The sequence below is a fragment of the Myroides odoratimimus genome, from assembly GCF_030326305.1.
GTDB classification, from domain to species: domain Bacteria; phylum Bacteroidota; class Bacteroidia; order Flavobacteriales; family Flavobacteriaceae; genus Flavobacterium; species Flavobacterium odoratimimum_A.
Genome location: NZ_JACAKB010000006.1, coordinates 36284 through 52955, shown reverse-complemented (window position 1 = coordinate 52955; position 16672 = coordinate 36284). Strand labels below are relative to the sequence as shown.

14 protein-coding genes are annotated in these 16672 nt (G+C 33.3%); 8 read left to right on the top strand and 6 right to left on the bottom strand.

The window, feature by feature from the left end:
* Window positions 1-50: 50 nt before the first annotated feature.
* A complete protein-coding gene (locus HX049_RS06570) occupies window positions 51-947 on the bottom strand; it encodes a LysR family transcriptional regulator (protein WP_286414947.1) in 897 nt (298 codons plus the stop codon).
* A gap of 182 nt (window positions 948-1129) precedes the next feature.
* Here HX049_RS06570 and HX049_RS06565 point away from each other — a divergent pair, with 182 nt between their 5' ends.
* Complete coding sequence (locus HX049_RS06565; protein WP_286414946.1) at window positions 1130-1810, top strand: aspartate/glutamate racemase family protein; 681 nt, start codon at window positions 1130-1132, stop codon at window positions 1808-1810.
* Window positions 1811-2576: 766 nt separating this feature from the next.
* Entirely contained in the window at window positions 2577-2774 is a 198-nt protein-coding gene (locus HX049_RS06560; protein ID WP_286414945.1) for a heavy-metal-associated domain-containing protein, read from the top strand.
* Window positions 2775-2835: 61 nt separating this feature from the next.
* Here the strand turns inward: HX049_RS06560 and HX049_RS06555 are convergent, their stop codons facing one another.
* Window positions 2836-3252 (bottom strand): hypothetical protein, encoded by a 417-nt coding sequence (locus tag HX049_RS06555; protein WP_286414944.1) that lies wholly within the window; start codon window positions 3250-3252, stop codon window positions 2836-2838.
* 196 nt (window positions 3253-3448) lie between these two features.
* Window positions 3449-5533 carry a hypothetical protein gene (locus HX049_RS06550; RefSeq protein WP_286414941.1) on the bottom strand — a complete coding sequence of 695 codons (2085 nt, stop codon included), beginning with the start codon at window positions 5531-5533 and terminating at the stop codon, window positions 3449-3451.
* Between the two features lie 104 nt (window positions 5534-5637).
* Here HX049_RS06550 and HX049_RS06545 point away from each other — a divergent pair, with 104 nt between their 5' ends.
* The 6 genes from HX049_RS06545 (at window position 5638) to HX049_RS06520 (ending at window position 9716) form a co-directional block, all read left to right on the top strand.
* Entirely contained in the window at window positions 5638-6372 is a 735-nt protein-coding gene (locus HX049_RS06545; RefSeq protein ID WP_286414939.1) for a helix-turn-helix transcriptional regulator, read from the top strand.
* 41 nt (window positions 6373-6413) lie between these two features.
* The gene (locus tag HX049_RS06540; protein WP_286414937.1) at window positions 6414-6875 is read left to right on the top strand and encodes a GyrI-like domain-containing protein; all 462 of its coding nucleotides are present in this window, start codon (window positions 6414-6416) and stop codon (window positions 6873-6875) included.
* 1 nt (window position 6876) lies between these two features.
* On the top strand, window positions 6877-7242 hold the full coding sequence (locus tag HX049_RS06535) for a DUF1801 domain-containing protein (RefSeq protein WP_286414935.1): 366 nt from the start codon (window positions 6877-6879) through the stop codon (window positions 7240-7242).
* Between the two features lie 221 nt (window positions 7243-7463).
* Complete coding sequence (locus tag HX049_RS06530) at window positions 7464-7796, top strand: hypothetical protein (RefSeq protein WP_286414934.1); 333 nt, start codon at window positions 7464-7466, stop codon at window positions 7794-7796.
* A 3-nt stretch (window positions 7797-7799) separates the two neighbouring features.
* A complete protein-coding gene (locus HX049_RS06525; protein WP_286414932.1) occupies window positions 7800-8090 on the top strand; it encodes a hypothetical protein in 291 nt (96 codons plus the stop codon).
* Between the two features lie 21 nt (window positions 8091-8111).
* Window positions 8112-9716: a PepSY-associated TM helix domain-containing protein gene (locus HX049_RS06520; protein WP_286414930.1), complete on the top strand. Its 1605-nt coding sequence runs from the start codon at window positions 8112-8114 to the stop codon at window positions 9714-9716.
* Window positions 9717-9768: 52 nt separating this feature from the next.
* Here the strand turns inward: HX049_RS06520 and HX049_RS06515 are convergent, their stop codons facing one another.
* From HX049_RS06515 to HX049_RS06505, 3 genes are all read right to left on the bottom strand, one after another.
* The gene (locus tag HX049_RS06515; protein ID WP_286414929.1) at window positions 9769-10395 is read right to left on the bottom strand and encodes a 2OG-Fe(II) oxygenase; all 627 of its coding nucleotides are present in this window, start codon (window positions 10393-10395) and stop codon (window positions 9769-9771) included.
* 374 nt (window positions 10396-10769) lie between these two features.
* Window positions 10770-12305, bottom strand: coding sequence for a hypothetical protein (locus tag HX049_RS06510; RefSeq protein WP_286414927.1), 1536 nt, complete (start codon window positions 12303-12305; stop codon window positions 10770-10772).
* Window positions 12306-12358: 53 nt separating this feature from the next.
* A partial coding sequence (locus tag HX049_RS06505) for a hypothetical protein (protein ID WP_286414926.1) occupies window positions 12359-16672 on the bottom strand: 4314 nt, incomplete at its 5' end.

The following is a 16672-nucleotide window of genomic DNA, read 5'->3' as shown; positions in this document are numbered from 1 at the left end:
ACAAATTTCCTCTATACAGTAAGGAAAAGAAAATACATAATTGTTATAACCTATAACTTTAAGTTATGGTTCTGTACAAAGCGAATGAACAGCTCTACTAAAGCACTTTCTTGGCCTTGACGCTGTATTAGAGAGAATGTTCTACTAATGTCTAATCCTTCTATATCTACAATGCTCAACTCATTATACCTCAACTCTTTTAGAATAGCATGTACAGATAAAAATGCAACGCTATCTGAGTGCATTAAATACATCTTAATACTCTCTGTACTAGAGAAGTTCATCTCATTAGTCAAATCACTTAAAGTTATACCGATTTCTTTAAGTGTAGTATCCACCACATCTAGTGTTCCTGACCCCGTTTCTCTTAATAAAAAAGACAATTCCTTAAGCTCTTGAGGTTTAATACTTCCTCTTTTTGCTAATTCATTATTGCTACTACATACCAAGACGATTTCGTCTTTTATAAAGTCGATATACTTTATTTGAGGGTTTTTAGAATACCCTTCTACCAGACCTACATCTATTGTTTTGTTCAGCAGAAGATTCTCGATAGCATTCGTATTATCTGATACTACATCCAAGTGAAGGTTATTTACCTTTTTTCTAAATTCTGCTAATAGAGGAGGCAATACATACTGTGATATAGTAGTACTCGCTCCTACTCTTAAGCTTCCGTCCATCTTAGCATTCAGTGCATGTATATCGAACTCAAGATTGCGATAGATAGAGAATATTTCTTCTGCATAGGTATAGAGTAATTCTCCTGCTTCTGTTAGGTGTATCTTCATCCCATCACGTACGAAAAGTTTGGTCTGATAGTTAGACTCTATCTCTTGGATATGCTTAGTCACAGCAGGCTGAGAAATCAACAATTCCTTAGAAGCCTTTGTGAAGCTCCCTCTCTTTGCTACTGTATAAAACACCTTTAATCTAAAGTCAAACATATAAAACCTTTTTTATGATAGAAGTAATCCTCTCCCAACATCTCCTCCTCCTCTAAACAACAAAATTAATGAATTAATATGGGTATTTTATACTATTTACGCAGAGATAAAATCTTACTTATACCTATATTTGACTGTCCTTTTTAGACAAGGTCATTTCATAAAACTAAAAAACAAACTCAATGAAACGAATAGGAATATTAGGAGGTACAGCATACCCTTCTACAGCGTTATATTACACGCTATTAAACAAAATGGCCAATGAAAAATGGGGCGGATATCACTCTTGTCCTATTATTTTATACAGCATAGATTATCACAATATAAAGACTAGATATGCTAACCAATGGGATGAAGTACCTAACATCTTAAAACACGAAATCGAAATCCTACTATCGCTACAACCAGATTGTTTCTTGATAGCAAATAATACCTTACACAAAGCTTACGATGAAATCAAACAGGAAATTTTAACTAATATTCCGATCTCACACAGTATAGAACTGACCAAAAATCACATTCTAAAACATAATATGAAGACAGTACTTCTACTAGGTACACCTTTCACGATGGAAGATGATTATTTTAAATCTCCTTTACAGCAAGCAGGTATAGAAGTAATCATTCCTAACAATGAAGAAATAGCTAAAATAGGTCAATTCCAAACTATACTCGCTACAGGAACCATCACAGAAGAGATGCGTTTATTCTTTAAGACATTAATAGAAGATTATTCCTCTGTAGAAGGAGTGATTCTAGGCTGTACAGAGTTGCCATTAGTGTTTAATTCACTTGATGTCAACCTTCCTATTATAGATACTATGGTCTTACAGTGTGAAGATGCTTTTAGTAAGATATCATAATCCGTAATCGCACAGACAATACTTCTTCATCACACAAATTTTTAACCAAGCGGTAAGCAGGACTTATCTCCTTTATCGATGAGCATATTGAGTTCTGTATTACTGCTTATTTTCTACGGATAACACAGCTATCCTAATCCCATCGTACATAATCTCTTAAATCTTATCTCCAGAACTCATTCCTTGTTACAATGATTCATTCTTGTAGACATATTCATTGGTATGTACGATACTCTTCTTTATTTTATCATACCCTTTAGTAAAAGGATAATACGTGGAGAATAGAAGAAGTATTGTTGGGCAAACAGGTACTCTACTCCACTATATACGGGGTATTGTCCATCAATAGTCGAAGAAGAATAACACAACACCCTATTTTACTAGCATTAAAGTGATATCTAAATCAACTTAATAAAAGCCAAAAACAAATAAACACATAAATATCAACAACTTACAATAAAACCTCTTTAAAAAAAGTATAGCTGTTTTTTTAGATAATCACCTAAATAGGCTTATAACCTATTATTTTTTTTAAAAAAATAGGTTTTAAAAACTCATTTTATTTGCTTTAAAGACGAAATAAAGACTTAAAAACAAAAAAAAAATTCTTTATTTCTTAGGAAACAAAGAATACGAATCATCAAGGTGATAAAAAAAACTTCTTCAAACTCTTCAAAAAATTATATAACAACTACTTCAAATCGTATAACAGCGATAATGCCCCACTATCCTACATTTGTAATATAAATTATTAAACAAAAAAGAAATGGCAACAGTATATCAAATTAAAGGAATGGGATGCAGTAGTTGTGTCGGAAAGATTCAAGAAGAACTAAAAAAGCATCCTAATATAGAAGCTACAGTCACTCTAGATACACATAGTATAGAGGTTAGAACTCCTGAAGTGACGAAAGAAGAAGTACAAAAGATATTAGCTTCTGCCGGAAAGTATGAAATACTTTAATAAAAATAAGGCTGTCCTTTTGAACAGCCTTATTTTTATTAAAGTATCGTTATATTATTTCTTAGAACGTAGCACCTAAAAACACACCTACTACAGGATATACTTCTGAGTATTTAGAATCGTAATCATTAAAATGTCCCACGCCTAACTGTACTTTATAGTACATTGGTCCTACTAACTTGCGTTTTATTCCCCAATGTACTTCACTTACTAGAACACTATTTAAGGAATTCATATATTCTTCACTATCTTTTCCAAAACTATACTTAGCTTGAAACCCTACATAATTACCTGAATTATTGTCTAAAGTACGATTCTTCTCTATTCTCTTATTCTTATTATAATACCAATCTAGTCCCCCTCTCAGATAAGGAATTGGCTTCTTAAAAGTAAATGAAACTGACATACTATTATTCCATACATCATAACCCGCGCCTATTCCCACACCCGTCTGAACGAATATATTCTCACCTATCAAAAAATCTCTTCCTGCATCTACTCCTAAAAAGTTAGTCTGTATATAGAATCAACTCTTATACTCATTTTCTTTCTGTGCAGTCATCAGCAATGGCAGCAATAACATTAACAAAACAATTAGTTTCTTCATTTTTTATATTTTTTCATCTAATATATTTATTAACAATAAAAATAAGCAATATAATCTTTGTTTACTTTTAGAAATACTGCTCTAATATTTGAACAACTTCATTATTATTATATACTATTTGGTAGTGAGTATACTCTTCTCCTTCTAATCGATTAATTCTCTCTTTTATCTTATCCATGCGTTGTATTAATTGTGGGATAAAATAAGCTACACTGCCCGATGGTATATCAGCCATACGCATATAATACTTAAGCATAATGATAGAAGCTTCTATCGGCATACAGTGATATTCTTCATAAGGAGTATAATCCATATCTATCAGATTATGACGCTTAAAGAATCGATTAAACATTTCTGTATTTAAAGTGATATAACGCGTATAATAATCTGTCAACTGTGGATGCTCACGCATAGCTTCTTCTATATCGACATTATCGTATAAGTGATACTTCCACAGTATCGTCCCATCTGTATACATCGACTGAGGAAGTGCTAAGAGCTTCTCTAGAATCTCTAATTGCATTGGGATTTTATAACCTATCGGCTTATTCTGTGTAGCATATTCCTTTAATTCTAAAAAGTACTCATGCTCTTGGATAGTGCTTAATAAAGGATGGTCAAAGAACTCCATCACATCAAATGCCCCATACATAATGGCTTTTCTCAGAGTATCTAATGCATCTTCTTGTTTTCCTTCTATACAATACATCAGGGTCACATATTTATAACTATCTGCTTCTATCCACAAATAAGGTTCTACTAGACTATAGATCTTCCAAAACGGAATTAACTCTTCCTCGTCCTTCTTATCCTCATATTTCTGAACAATCAATTTAGCATAATCACGCAATTCCTTTATTTGATAAAATACCCATGGAGTCTTACACTTTTTAGCAAACTCCTTATAATATGTAGCACTTGGTTTCTCTAGGCAGATACGTTCATCTTCTTCCATTTGCCAGTATTTATTGCCATACTTATCTTGAAATAGTTTTAACAACTGATCAATAGACAATCCTGTTGAACGAATAACTTGACCTTTATTCTCTTCTATCAAATACACAAACAGCCCTTCTTTATCCTCTCCTACAAAACCAGTATAAGAATAAGCCAGACCTTCTAACCGCTTTAAAAAACGAAAACTCTGAGCATCCACTTCTAGCTTATATTGACTATAATACACTGCTGTATCTGTGATCAAAAAGTCAATCTGATAGGGATAACTCTCCACTCTGTAAGTCGAAAAAGAAGATTTAGAAACTACATTGCCCCAATAATACAGATTTATACTATCTTCTGCTAGGTAGTCTTCTTTTAACTTAAAAGTAGTTGCATCACTGTCCTCTATCCATACGCCCTTCTCATCTAATACGCCTTCTTCAGATAAATAATAGACCGTCTCATACTTCGCTACTCTTTTAAACTTCTTAGGATTGGTCTTGATACACTTATCGAGAAACAATACATGCTCTGCATCTGCTGCTCCATATACTGTAGGCTTAAAAGTGGCTAAGTCTATATCTGTGTATATATGCCCTCCTGACTTACAACTAAACACGGCTTTTCCATTGTAATAATAATTGCCAAAAAGATGAATAGGTCGCAGAGGGGTAGCCTCTTTAGCAAAAGTAGTTAGGTTGGCTAGTCTGTGTTTCTCTTGTAGCGCGCTAACTTTCCTCACTACATTGCTATCCACTATTTTAGAGTTGAATAATTTCTCTACAAAAGGTTGGTCGAACTGCTCTGAACAAGTCAGTGCAATAGACTGTACTATAGCTAATTCTTCTTTCGTTATTTGCTTAATATTCCAAACATCTTCTTCTAAAACTTCATAAGTATCTACCTCAGTCCAATTAAACGCATCTAAGGTCAAAGCAATAAAACTGTGATCTAAAGCCAATAAGACTACCTCTTTTATACTTTGATAAAAGTTACCTATTAGCGTTTCTCTATTGCCGTGGTTATAGAATGCTAAACACAGTAATTCTTCTTTCTTTTTGTTGTATTGATAAAAATATTGGTCTTTATATCTATAATGAACGCAGTCATACATTTCTTCACTAATCACTGTGACAGCTTTAGTTTTAAAGAATGCTTTATAATTAGTATCTGTTATTTTTATTTTAGATAGAAGTCCTACTGGTTGAGCCATAGTGCGAATATTTAGAAGTTGTAAATATACTTATCTCTATTAACGCAAAGCAAGTGACAAGAATGTATCTTTGTCAAATAATTCTCTTTAATCTCTATATCAATATGTCTGAAAGTAAGCCACGTCTAAATAGATTAACTGCTATAGTCACTCAGTTACAATCTAAGCGTATCGTGACTGCTACTGAAATAGCAGAAAAACACAATGTGAGCATACGCACAGTATATAGAGATATAACAACGTTAGAACAATCGGGGATTCCTATATTCACTGAAGAGGGAAAAGGGTACTCCTTAGTAGAGGGTTATGCTCTACCTCCTGTGATGTTTACACAAGAAGAAGCTAATGCTCTGATCACTGCTGAGCAGCTGATCTTAAAGAACAAAGATGCTTCACTAATCAAACAATATCAAAATGCTATACTCAAACTAAAAGCTGTACTTCGCTATACACAAAAAGACAAAGCTGATCTACTCTCTCAACGCATCATTGTAAGAGATAATCCTGATAAGGCACAGACAAGTGATTACTTGATACAGATACAATCTGCTATCGTAAATCATCAGGTGCTTGTTATCGACTATCTATCATTGGAGAATCAAAGGAGTCAACGAGACATAGAACCCTTCGCCATCTATACTACACAGGACAATTGGATATTAATAGCTTACTGTAGATTAAGACAAGACTTTAGAGCGTTTAGATTAGACTGTATTCAACATTTAAAAGATACCTTACAGACATTCGAACCTCATCAAATCACGATGGAACAATATTTAAAAGCATGTAGAGAAAAATATTATCCGAATGAGAATACCCCTGACATACCTATGTCATAGTAAGCACCTACTTTTGCTATACAAAATTAATAAATATCGATATGAATCAAGTAACTCTAAAGAAATTTCACATCATCGGAATAGAAGTACGCACTACAAATGAACAAAACCAATCAGCTCAAGATATTCCTTTACTATGGGAACGCTTTTGGAAAGAAAATGTGCTAGATCGCATACCTAATAAAGTATGTACTGCTGTCTACTCTATGTACACGAATTATGAAGGTGATCATACGATGCCGTATACCACGATTATCGGCTGTGAAGTATCTAATCTATCTGATATCCCTGAAGGCATGATAGGACATACTATAGAAGCGAGTACTTATAACAAAATAACTGTTACTGGAGATTTAACAAAAGGACTAGTAATTAACGAGTGGCTTAAAATATGGGAACAACAATGGAATAGAAGATATACAGCTGATTTCGAAATATACGACGAGAAAGCTATGAATCCACAGTATGCTGAAGTAAGCATTTATGTAGCTATACGAGAATAAGATGAAAGAAACGGAGCAATACTATTTACGACAAAACGAACCAAATAGAAGTTGTTTACAGGCTCTAAGAAATATTATTCTACACTTAGATGATCATATCACAGAGTCTATTAAATGGGGAACACCTTGTTTTAGTTATAAGAATCGAATGTTCTGTTTGCTGGCAGTAACTAAAGTTCCTAAATCTCCTTATTTATTAATAGTGGAAGGTCTATTAGTTGACCATCCTCTACTGGAAATAGGTAGTCGTAAACGCATGAAAACCTTATCGCTAAATGCTACTAAAGATTTGCCTATAGACACTATCTTGGAAATTTTACAACAAACTTTAGACATATATAGAAATGGGTTAATTAAGATAAAATAGTTTAGACTCATACCATTTAATAAGCATTAATTACCTAATATCTAAAGGCTAATTGTAAATACAGTTAGCCTTTTAAATTCTTATCACACTATAAAAAACAATCATAAACACCTATAATTCAATAGATAAACACAATAATTCTTATCCTTAAAAAGTTTAAAATTTTGTTATTGAAAACAATAAAATATGTTATACCTTTGTTTTTACTCAATCTAAATAAAATGCATACTATATTATTTTCAATTACAGCATTTGCATTCTTTATGCTCTATAATACTTCTCAAAAAGTAAAATATGAGAAGAAATGTTCATTAACTACTTGGATTAGAACGAATACTAAGACAGCAAAAATAATGGCTTATGCCTTACTAGCCATGACCTTAATTATTGAGTCTATTTATCAAGGTATTGGGGTAGGTAGTTTGACCTTCTTCATCTTTTTAATGTTTATTGGATCTAGTATTCTGACGTTGTATCCTATGCTTTCTTTTAAGGCAAAGCACATCATCAGTTTAATAGGATTAGGATTATTTATTGAAATTGTAATGTTTTAAATCATGCCAGCAAACAAAAAACACTTAGAAACGTCCGTTTGGCAACGCTTCTTAAAGATCACAGCAGGTTTATTTGGTGGATTTATAGTGAGTATAACATTTCATATGTTCTTAATGTATTTCTTTCCTGCTGCTCCTATTTTCACAACGATGTTTGTTACAGGATATACCCTTTGGGCTATTTTATTCATAGTAGCCTTCGTTCTAGGTAATGGTTATAAAATATGGCTTTTGTATATCTGCTTATCTATTTTATTTTATTCACCTTACTTAATCTCCCCTATTCATACTTAAAAACAAGTCAACACAGCCATTATGAATATTAGAAACTACAATAAATACTTTCACTTACACACGATAAGTGGAATTATCATTACTGTACTACTTTACATCATCTTTTTTGCAGGTTCTTTTGCATTCTTTAGAAATGAGATTGGCAATTGGCAGAGTAACCAACCTCAACAAAAAGTTGATATAGCATCAATAAACTATAATGTATTACTAGATTCTCTAGATACTCAGTTTGGGTTACAGAGCAGAAATATATCATTCCGTATGAATGATAGAAGTAGAGTTATTGGTTACAATATTTCTTCTGCCCAAGATACTTTAGTTCCGAAAGCCAAAGAGCGCAGCTTCGGACTATACGATCCGATAACAAAAGAGAAAAATAGCTATGAAGATGCTTATTCTCTAGGTGAGTTCTTATATAGACTACACTTCTTAGCTCAGTTAAATGGATTAGTGAATATTCATATTTCACCGTTTGGTTATTTCGTAGCAGGGCTAGTATCTTTTATCTATCTTTTTGCCCTAATCACAGGATTATTAGTCCATTGGCAAAAGATAGTTTCCAACTTCTATGTCTTTAGACCATGGGAAAAATTAAAGACTGTTTGGACTGATCTGCATACGGCATTAGGAGTTATCACATTTCCTTTTCAATTAATATTTGCCATTACTGGAGCTTATTTCTTATTAAACTACCGTATAGTAGCAGCTACTATTATCGCCTTAGGTTATGGTGGTGATGCTGATAAATTTAATAAAGACGCTTATGAGAATAGAGGAGCTCAAGAAATTGTTTATCAAAACAAGCCTATAGAACATGACTTGAACCTTAATTATTATATAGAAGAAACTGTAAAGAGATGGGACGATCCTTATATCTCTAATATCTCTATTAAAAATTATGGAGACGAGAGTATGACTGTAGAATTCTTAGGAAGAGCTCATAATGAAAAACAGTTAAACAGTCGTGGAGAGATAAAGTATCACGTCTTTTCAGGAGAAGTGGAAGAAATTAGTAATCCAAATGTGAATCCCGGTTACACGTATGTATTTTCTAATTTGGTATATCTATTACACTTTGGGTCATTTGGAGGGTATGCTACACGAATTGTTTATTTCTTAGTTGGAATAGCTGGATGTATCGTAATTATATCAGGTGTTTTGATTTGGCTAGTAGCAAGAGATAAAAAGAATGTACCAGAGCACAAACGCAAGTTTAACTTCTGGTTAGCAAACATTTATATGGCTATCTGTCTATCTATGTATCCTGTAACGGCTTTAGCCTTTATCGCTGTTAAAATTAACCCTACTGGTGGACAGAGCTTTGTGTATTCATTCTACTTCTGGACTTGGCTAGCTATCACTATCTTGTTGTGTATTCGTAAAAGTATATATAAAACCAATAGAGACTGTCTGTTAATCGGTAGTATCATTGGATTATTTATTCCTATTGCAAATGGTATTATGACGGGGAATTGGATATGGGTAAGTTGGTCTAAGGGATATCATGATATCTTGCTAATTGACTTATTCTGGATTATTGTTCCAATTATCACCTTATACTCTTGGAAACTAATTCGTAATAAACATGAAAAGAAATCTCAAGAAGAAATAGCTATCACAGAATAGAACAATTATAATCTATAAAAAAGCCTTTATGTAGTACATAAAGGCTTTTTTATTATCTAGTTTTTAACCATCCTGTGATACTATAACGCGTTTGGTGAACCATCTTTACTTCGTGTTCAATACTTTTGCTATCAAATACTACTAAACGCCCTGGTAACGCATGTACAATCTCTTCTATCTCTGTACCGTCTTCTTGTTTTAAATACAAAGCTAATTGTCCACCATAGGCTGGTGTCCAATCTTGATCATTTAGATATAGCACTACTGACAAAGTTCTACGACTATCCGTCTGAAAAACATCTAAATGTCTTTTATAACATGTACCTGGAGGATAACACGCATAGTGAAACTCCCCTTCTTGAATACCTAAATAGCAAGTTCTATTCACATATTCTAAAAAGTGATTCACTTTATTGAAGTACATTTGCTCTACCTCATCAGGCTGTTTCTCGTCTAGCCACAAGATAGAATCCCCACGTATTTCTTCTACTATTTGTTCACCGTTAGCCTGTCCTATCGCTGCTTTTTTAAAGCTGTGCAAATCTTGTTTTAAAAGCAAATTTGCTCTTAATAAGTTAACCTCTTCCTCCGAAAAAAAACAGTCAACCACTGAGTATTTACGATTAATTAAATCGTCTATTATTAACTCATAAAATGTATTTATCTCAAAATCACCCATACATTAACAAATAAAAAGTATACAAATATAAATTACAAGACAAAAAAATCAATACACAAACACATGCTTTTTCACCTATTTATACATACTAAACACATTTTTACAGATTTGATAAAGCAGACAAATAAAAAAGCTTTTCTACAGAATATTTTTTCATTTTTTCTAGCATATTCTGCAATATTTTCACCAAAAAAACTATCCTTATTACTAGGTGGTTATTCCTATTTTATACTTTAGCCCCTACACATTCACTACACACTTACAAAAAGTCATCAAAACTCCGTCTATTAGTGCTCCAGATTCATAAACAGACTCTCTATAAGACAAAAAAAAGGAAGCTTTTAAGCTTCCTTTCTGTCTTACTCCATTGTCATTTAAGGCAAATACTCTTCGTTTTCATTCTTCACTCTAATATGCGGATTAGCTATTGCTCCACACTCAATACTTTTAACTAAAATATTTGCTGGCTTAGATTCTACACCATCTATTTTTACTGTATAAAAAATATCTAAATTTTCTTGTGGCTTATAATAATCAAACTGAACAGTCATTTTAACTTGTCGATTAGACCTATCATACTCCCATTCAGCATAGTAGTCCTTAAAGTAGTCATCAGTATTTCCCTTCTTATTTCCATCTTTATCTACAAACTTAAAACTATTCCAATCTACATTATAATCTGTATCCTTTAGTATATCAATAAAAGCAACAGCTCCTGTGCTATCTATATTTTCACTAATACAAATTTCTTCATACTCATCTTCTAACTCTATACCTTCGTCTTCTCCTTCGTCAATTGGTGATACTTTGACATTTCTAATAATGGTTTTTTGAGTATGTTGATCCATTGTAGTAGCTGCAAAACCAATATTAACTCTATATGGGATACCTGTACTATAATCGTATTGGTAATCGACATATTGACCATTAATCTGTTTTCCATCTCCATAAGTTTTGAATGAGTGTTTATAGTAGAACCTATCAATTAATAACCTCCCATTTCCTTTTATGGTTACAAACATTCCTTCCTCTCCATCTGGTTCTAACTCTACCTCTATTTTTTGAAAAATAGGGCTATAATCGAACCCTCCATTAGCAATATTAAAATCAGCACCATTATCGCTTGAGCTAAAATCATATTCTCCTGTATTATAATCCAGAGTTGCCATAGCGGTGTTATTACCCGAATCATTACCACCAAAATACTTCGTTAACAACAGAGGATTTCCTTTGTATTGATTTCCTTGTCCTGCGCCTCTTAAGGTAATATGATTTTTGTAAAAGCTTCCAAAAGCTTCTTTTCCTAAATCAGATAAAAATTCCTCTTGATAACCTGCATTCCAATATCTTTGCTCCGCCAGTCCTTCACGGGTCTCATAACTCCCCATTCCAAAACCTCTTCTCTCTTTGTTATTACCATCTAAATCAAAACCTATACCTAAATAAGCACCATTAAGTCCTGTTTTGATTGCTGTTGACCCACTTGCTGTTGAGCCATTAAAAGAATATCCTAAGGCACTTCCAAGATATCCCATACTAAGTGATTGACCTGCCTCATAAATAAAAAAGGTCATACCTCCTCCTCCAAACCCAACACGTTGAGCATCATTTGGATTTACTATAGCCATGGCATACTCAAACTCAAACTTTGCTCCTTTGCGCAAATCAAGATTTAAATCATCAATAGCAAAAGCACTTGTTGTTGCTCTTTTTATAGTTAATACAATTCCTTCAGAAGTATATCTTGACTGCCCAGTAGGTCCTGACAAACTTCCTTTCCCAAAATCATTTGTTATCCAAGAAGGTAAATTATTATAGTCAAGGTCAGTTAAAGGATACTCATGTGTAGCCTGAGCCTTTACAGTCAGCAGAGTTAAAAACGCTATCAATAAATAATAATACTTTTTCATACGTCATTTTTTAAACCCCAAAGAAGATATAATCTTCTTTGGGATATAGATTATTATTTCACTTCTAACACAATATTAAAGAAGGTTCTACCTGTTGGCTTAGCTCCTTGTTTTACTTTATAATGTAATTCCCCATCACTATCTAATTTTACATCTTCAAATACATTTTTGTCATAGTAGGTTACATAATAGTTTAACTCATACTGATCGTATACTGGTAAAGTAGAATTCCCATTGCTTGATAACATTGGTGAACCAAACTGTGTTTTATACTCATTGTACAGCTCTATAGAAGTACTTTGTCCAGACACCATTTCAACATAAATAGCTGGTAAGTAAAAGAACTTCGGTGATGCGATATTACTTCCACCTCCAGATACTTTCTCCCAACGAGCTCCTCCATCACCATCAGACATTAAAACTTCGAATTCATTTGCTCCGTGAGAACTAATCTTCTCTACTCTGATTGACTCATTTACAATATGTTTATTTTCAATAGATTCCTCTTTAACATTAAACTTTAAATCTTTAAAGAATGCTCCTTCTCCATCTTCATCTCCATCTATTTCAATTGTATCACTTTCTTCAAAATCTCCAGAACCACTATCTTCAGACACATATTCCCAGCTTGCTCCCCCTACTCCATCAGACATTAAAACTTTGTATTTATTAGCTCCGTGAGAACTAATTTTCTCTTTTGTTACTGCTTTTTCATCTATAATACTTTCTTTTACAGATCCATTCTGTAATTCTAAATAACCAACAGCATTATCTGCTATATGTATGTTTTTAATAGATCCCTCTTTAACATTAAACTTTAAATCTTTAAAGAATGCTCCATCTCCTTCTCCTTCTATTTCAATTGTATCGCTCTCTTCAAAATCTCCAGAACCACTATCTACAGACAACTTCTCCCAGCTTGCTCCGTCATCAGCACCAGCTGTCAATACATAACCTTGAGGTACATTAGGTCCTGAATAAATCTTATCAATTGCAACAGCTAAATCCTCGATTTGTTCATAATCTACTGCTTTATCTGCTATTTTATCTTGTGTTATTGCTTTTTCTTTAATAACAGATCCGTAAACAGCATTTTTTTGTAATTGGGTATAACCAACAGCATCATTTGCTATATATTTAGTATCAATAGATTTCTCTTTAATATCAATTGTTGCTTCAGCTAAAAGTATGCGTCCATGATCTGGTGCCTTAATTGATATCGGCCCATCTTGGTCTGTTTTTAAGTAACTACCATTATCAGACATTTTAGTATACTTAACAGTACCATCTCCCTGGGCAGTAAGTACTTGTCCTTTCTTCGCTGATTCTGAATCAATCTTTGCGATTGTTACTGACTTATTAGCTATCTTCTCTGTTGTTACAGCATTTACATCTATCTTCTCTGTTGTTACAGCCTTTGCATTAATCTTAGCAGGAGAAATAGCATTATCTTCAATGTGCTGACCTTTTATAGACAACCCCTTCACTTCCAATGCAACATCTTGTAAAACTGATCCTATACTACCTTCAGTTGCGGTAATTGTACTACTTTCTTTAATATTAGCCTTATTTACTTCACTACCTCCAGATACTGCCTCCCAGGTAGCACCTCCATCACTATTTGCAGTTAATACATATCCTGCTTTATCTTTATCAGCTCCTATCTTATTTGCTGTTACGACTTTAGCTCCTAAGTGATCGGTACCTATCCCCAGATCCTTTACTTTAATAGTTACCCCTTCAAGTAACGCTTTATTAGAAGATACTTCAATAGAAGAATCACTTTTTAATTCTTTACCATATTCATTCATTGCTACATATTTGGCCTCTCCATCTCCTAAAGAAGTCAATACAGTTCCCTTATCAAAACCTTTTGCATTAAATTTAGAGGCTTCAATTGTTCGCTCTGCTATTTTTGCATTCGTAATCCCAAGATTAGCAACATCAATACTTACATCTTGCAATGCAGCTTTATTTCCTTTTGTTACCTCAATAGCACTGCCTCCTTTAATTTCTTTTCCAGCTTCAACAATTGCATCCGATATAGGAGAAAATTCCGCTCCTCCATCTTTAGTTACCAATACTAAACCATTACTTGTCCCTTCTGCACCTATCTTATCTGCTGTAACTGCTCTTCCTGTAATATGTTTTGTTTGTACTCCAGACTCTGCAATACTAATTGTAGCATCGTTCAAAAGGGCTTTATTATTTGCAGTAACAGTAATTGAATTATCTCCTTTCAAGTCTTTTCCTTTTCCTTCAAAGGCACTATCTGTAAGTTTTTTATACGCTACATTCCCTTCTCCATCAGCGGTTAAAACTGCATTATTATCAACTCCCTTAGAAGATATTTTCGTTACCGTAACAGCTCCTTCTGCTAACTTTTCGGTGTGAATACCACCCTCTTTTACATCAATCTTTGTTTCAACTAATACTGTATTCAATCCGTCACCTACAGTAAATTCTAATGCATCACCTACATACAAATCCTCACCACCAGATTCAAAAGCTCCTTTAGACACATAATCAAATCCACCTTTATCATTGGTAACTAATATTTTATCTTTACCTACTGGAACATCGTTTTCTTTAGAACTTAACTTATCTTTCGTAATGCTATTATCCTTTATACTTAACTTTACATCTTTTAATAATGCCTTTTTTCCTTCTCCGTCTTGAGAAGTCAATTGAATAATTTCATCAGTAGTTAAGTCCCCAGCCAGTTGAGTTGTTATATCATCTAATTCTCCCCACTTCGTTTTTCCATCTACATCACTTAACAATACTCTTCCTGTACCAACAGTACCTGAAGTAATTTTATCAGATGAAACAGCCAAATCAGCTATTTGCAAATTATTTACTGCATTATCAGCAATTTGAAGAGTATTAATCCCTTTTGGAGCAATACTTAATGTCGCTTCTTTAAGTAAGGTACCTCCTTGCTCATTTGAACCTCCTATTGTAATAATACCATCCGTTTTCAAAGCTGCTTTATCCGAAATAGCATCTCCTTTTAGAGATTGATAAGCTACTGTTCCTTTCGCATCAATAACTGTGGCAACTGCATTGACATTATTCTCTCCTCCGTTTAATTTAGTTGCAGTAATTGTTGTATCAGCAATATTTTCATCAACAATTGTATTTGTTGCAATATGACTGCCTTTAACTCCTCTTTTTATAATGCTAATCTTAACTTCTTTATCTTTATTTCCGAAAAGAACATTCTCTCCATCTTTAACGTGAATGGTCTCCTCATCACCTTTCAAGTCAGCCTGCATTGTCCCTTCAATAATAGAATCAGCTGTAACAAAAGAACTATTCCCATTTCCTTGAGCCATAAGCACGGATCCTTTACTTGCCTCTTCTGAACCAATTTTATCAGCAGTTACTGCATTGTGATCAATATGCTTTGTTACAATCCCTAAGTCATTTACTTTTATTGCTAATGGAGAAAGAAGTGCTTTAGAAGCATCACCTTCAATATCTAATGAATTATCTACTGTAAGTGCTTTACCGTCTACAATAGCATTAACCTCTTGAAACTTAACAGAACCATCAGCTTGTACTACAGCTACTTGATTTTCTCTACCTTGACCTGCCCACAGTTTATCTTCTGTAATGGCATGATTAGCAACTTTGGTATTTATTACCGCATTTGTATCCAGTTTAGCTGTTGTAATTGCATTATCTGCTATAGACAATTCTACTTCTTCTAAAAGAGCATTTGCAACTACTTTTCCATTATTAACTAAAATACCGTTTCCTTTCAAATCTCTTTTCTGACTATCAATATTTTTGATAATCTCAAATATTGTCTCTATAATATCTTGTACATTATCATTTCCTGAATTAATAGTAGTATCATCAATAATGATATTACTTGCACGAATATCTATGTCTTTAATAAAGCCTTTCTTGTCTGTGAAAGTAAAAATACCAGGTGTGTTTTCTTCAATAGATAAAGTATTAGCATCAAACTCAACACCCTCTCCTATAATTTCTCCTTTTGAATTAACCGCTAATTCGTTATAGTAAACAAAGGTTCCATTATCCTGAACTTCTAAAAGCGTAATACGTTCATTCTTTTGAACAGCATCTATAATCACTTCATCAGTTGCATCTACCCATACTACTTCTCCTTTTTCATTGGTAATCAAGATTTGTTTTTTACCTCCTGCTTGAATTTTCTTTGGCGTAACTCCTCCGTCTTTTAACGAGATAGTCATCGCCTGTAAAGCAGCTTTATCTCCACCTGTTACTCCAATAGCTTCATCTCCTGTTACCTTTTTTCCCTTATTAGCTACTGTTGTATAGATATTGTTCTGAACTGTTTCATCATTTAAGATCTCTACGATATTGTTAATTAC

Bases quoted from the DNA above. Each gene is read 5' to 3' on its own strand.
- HX049_RS06570 (WP_286414947.1), bottom strand. From the start codon at position 947: ATGTTTGACTTTAGATTAAAGGTGTTTTATACAGTAGCAAAGAGAGGG.
- HX049_RS06565 (WP_286414946.1), top strand. From the start codon at position 1,130: ATGAAACGAATAGGAATATTAGGAGGTACAGCATACCCTTCTACAGCG.
- HX049_RS06560 (WP_286414945.1), top strand. From the start codon at position 2,577: ATGGCAACAGTATATCAAATTAAAGGAATGGGATGCAGTAGTTGTGTC.
- HX049_RS06550 (WP_286414941.1), bottom strand. From the start codon at position 5,533: ATGGCTCAACCAGTAGGACTTCTATCTAAAATAAAAATAACAGATACT.
- HX049_RS06545 (WP_286414939.1), top strand. From the start codon at position 5,638: ATGTCTGAAAGTAAGCCACGTCTAAATAGATTAACTGCTATAGTCACT.
- HX049_RS06540 (WP_286414937.1), top strand. From the start codon at position 6,414: ATGAATCAAGTAACTCTAAAGAAATTTCACATCATCGGAATAGAAGTA.
- HX049_RS06535 (WP_286414935.1), top strand. From the start codon at position 6,877: ATGAAAGAAACGGAGCAATACTATTTACGACAAAACGAACCAAATAGA.
- HX049_RS06530 (WP_286414934.1), top strand. From the start codon at position 7,464: ATGCATACTATATTATTTTCAATTACAGCATTTGCATTCTTTATGCTC.
- HX049_RS06525 (WP_286414932.1), top strand. From the start codon at position 7,800: ATGCCAGCAAACAAAAAACACTTAGAAACGTCCGTTTGGCAACGCTTC.
- HX049_RS06520 (WP_286414930.1), top strand. From the start codon at position 8,112: ATGAATATTAGAAACTACAATAAATACTTTCACTTACACACGATAAGT.
- HX049_RS06515 (WP_286414929.1), bottom strand. From the start codon at position 10,395: ATGGGTGATTTTGAGATAAATACATTTTATGAGTTAATAATAGACGAT.
- HX049_RS06510 (WP_286414927.1), bottom strand. From the start codon at position 12,305: ATGAAAAAGTATTATTATTTATTGATAGCGTTTTTAACTCTGCTGACT.